Source organism: Streptomyces niveiscabiei, assembly GCF_001419795.1.
Classification (GTDB): domain Bacteria; phylum Actinomycetota; class Actinomycetes; order Streptomycetales; family Streptomycetaceae; genus Streptomyces; species Streptomyces niveiscabiei.
On record NZ_LIRL01000958.1, the window covers coordinates 1 to 2,363 of the forward strand.

The 2,363-nt window shown below is 70.5% G+C and carries 3 protein-coding genes; 1 reads left to right on the forward strand and 2 read right to left on the reverse strand.

Annotation, left to right across the window (positions count from 1 at the left end):
• Positions 1-150: 150 nt before the first annotated feature.
• On the reverse strand, positions 151-858 hold the full coding sequence (locus tag AOK24_RS37755) for an HNH endonuclease family protein (protein ID WP_055724454.1): 708 nt from the start codon (positions 856-858) through the stop codon (positions 151-153).
• Between the two features lie 207 nt (positions 859-1,065).
• On the opposite strand from AOK24_RS37755, the gene AOK24_RS37760 reads away from it, so the two are divergent.
• Positions 1,066-1,251, forward strand: coding sequence for an antitoxin (locus AOK24_RS37760; RefSeq protein ID WP_055724456.1), 186 nt, complete (start codon positions 1,066-1,068; stop codon positions 1,249-1,251).
• A 141-nt stretch (positions 1,252-1,392) separates the two neighbouring features.
• On the opposite strand, the gene AOK24_RS37765 is transcribed toward AOK24_RS37760, so the two are convergent.
• Positions 1,393-2,277, reverse strand: a complete 885-nt coding sequence (locus AOK24_RS37765; RefSeq protein ID WP_055724455.1) for an alpha/beta hydrolase family protein — start codon at positions 2,275-2,277, stop codon at positions 1,393-1,395.
• Positions 2,278-2,363 lie beyond the last annotated feature (86 nt).

Below are 2,363 nucleotides of genomic sequence, written 5' to 3' on the forward strand. Positions count from 1 at the left end.
CTTGCGGGTCTCGACGGCGCGTGCGTACAGCGGGATGAGCAACGTCTCCTGGATCTCGCCGAGTTCGGGGGTGTGCTTGGGCTGCGGCATGAGCGGGCTCCCCAACGTAGGTTAGGTAAGCCTAAGTTGGGAAGTCCGCGCCCGCCACCCTCACTTCGCCGTGAACCTCTCCGGCGCCTTCGTCGGGTTCCCGCCGGCCGGCAGCTTCTGGTTCGGGCAGCCCGTCAGGACCTTCTCCATCGCCGCCTTCTCCGCGCCGCTCACCCAGAGTTCGTACTTCTTCTTCACCGCGACCTGCGCGGCGACGTATGCGCAGCGGTACGAGGTGTTCGGCGGGAGCCAGGTCGCCGCGTCGCCGTCGCCCTTGGAGCGGTTCGTACTCGCGTCCACGGCAAGGAGGTTGAGGGGGTCGTTGGCGAGGGCGATGCGCTTGCCGGCGTCCCAGTACTTGGCGCCCTTCTGCCACGCGTCGGAGAGGGCGACGACATGGTCTATGTCGACCTGGCTCTTGCCGCGCCGGTACGTCACGCCCTTGCCGGAGTAGGGGTCCTTCTCCAGTACGCCGTACGAGACTTTGCAGTCGCCGCCGGTCAACTTCACGTCTGCCAGGTCCCGTTGGAGTATGTCGTCACGGGTGTTGCAGCCGTTGGAGTCCGTGTCGGCCCACGCGGAGCCGAACGCGTCGCGGGAGTAGCCGGTCTTCGGCGCGCGGCCCTTGACCGGCAGCGCCTCGGCCGCCGCGAGCGCGGCGCCGCCCTGGGGGCCGGGCGCGCCGCCCCCGTCCTTCGTCTCACCGCAGCCCGCCAGTGCCGCCACCAGCACGGCGGCGACCGCCACCCCGCCCCGAACACGCTTCACGCGCGCCCCTCCCGATGTCCTCTGGTGCCGTTCCCTGTGCCCCGCACCGGACGTTTTCCCCGGTCAGAGCCGCGTACACGCTAGCCGGAGGGTGTGCGGGGTCACTCCGTGGGTACGGCCGGGTCGCGCGGCCACCCCCCTTCGGGTGGGCATTCGGAGCAACCCGGACATATGGTCGTGATGGATCACCTCCGGAAGGAGCCTTCGATGGGCCTCTTGGACAGGTTCAAGAGCAACAAGGCGATGCAGGACAAGGCCAAGGACATGTCCGACACCGCCGAGAAAATGGTCAACGAGAAGACCGGCAACAAGTACGAGGGCCAGGTCGATCAGGTCCAGCAGAAGGCGGAGGAGGCGCTGGGCATCAGACGCGACCAGCCGGAGCAGCAGTAGCACGCGCGCGCCTAGAGGCGACCGGGATACGCCGCTCCCACCTCCGACGGGGGGTGGGGGCGGCTGCCGGCCGTCAAAGTCCCGTCCTCCGACGCGGCGAGCGCCTGGAACTCCGCCCGACCAACGGCCTGTGGCGGCAGGCTACTTCCACTCCAGCTTCCCCAACTCCCCCGGTTCCTCTGCCCACATCTCCCCCGAGATCCCCAACGCGCCCCGCAGGAAACCCGTACTGACCCGCTGGATCAGCGCAACTCGCTCCGGGCTCTCGTCGGTCGTCTCGGCGGCCTCGTGTCCGACGATCCCGCCGAGGGAGTGCTCGGCCCCGAAGACGGTCAACAGGCCTTTGGGGCCGGGGCTGTTGGTGTACGGGTCGGTGAACCAGTCGGGTCCGCGCGTGGAGAGGTGGGACTGGTCGTGGTCGCCGGCGACGACGAGCACCGGCGGGGTCATCGTCGTGAACGAGGGGCGCATGAAGGGGAGTTGCTCGGCGGCGTAGGGGGTCAGGTCGTCGCCGAGGCCGGCCGTCGCGAGCAGGACGCCGGCCGTGACGCGGGGGTCGGAGAAGTCCTCGTCGGGGTCGGTGAGGACGCGCGCGCCGAGCAGCGTACCCACCGTCTGCCCGCCCCAGGAGTGCCCGGCGACGGCGATGCGGGAGGGGTCGACGCGGCCGGGGAGCCCGGGTACGGCGGAGACGAGGACGTCGAGGGAGTCGAGGACACGGACGACGTCCTCGATGCGCAGCCGCCAGATGCGCGGCGTACGGGGGTCGTCCGCGGGGATGCCGAGGGTCCGGGAGTCGAGGTGGGTCGGCTGGAGGACGACGAACCCGTGGGCGGCCCAGTGATCGGCGAGGGGCGCGTACCCGTCGAGGGACCAGCCGTAGCCGTGGGAGAGGACGACGACGGGCAGATCGGTGCCCAACAGGGGTGCGGAGACGCGGACTTGGAGATCTTCACCGCGCCCGGCCCCGCCGGTTCCGGGCACGGGCAGGACGACGGGTTTCACGGACACGATCGACGCGGGCATGGCTGTGCCATCCGTTCGCAGCTCGGGGGACGGGCTGCCACGCCACCGCGCGACCGCACGACAGCCCGTCCCCCGAGCTGCGAACG

What these genes read in the sequence shown, in the direction of transcription:
- AOK24_RS37760 (WP_055724456.1), top strand. Translation starts at nt 1,066, where the DNA reads ATGGGCCTCTTGGACAGGTTCAAGAGCAACAAGGCGATGCAGGACAAG.
- AOK24_RS37765 (WP_055724455.1), bottom strand. Translation starts at nt 2,277, where the DNA reads ATGCCCGCGTCGATCGTGTCCGTGAAACCCGTCGTCCTGCCCGTGCCC.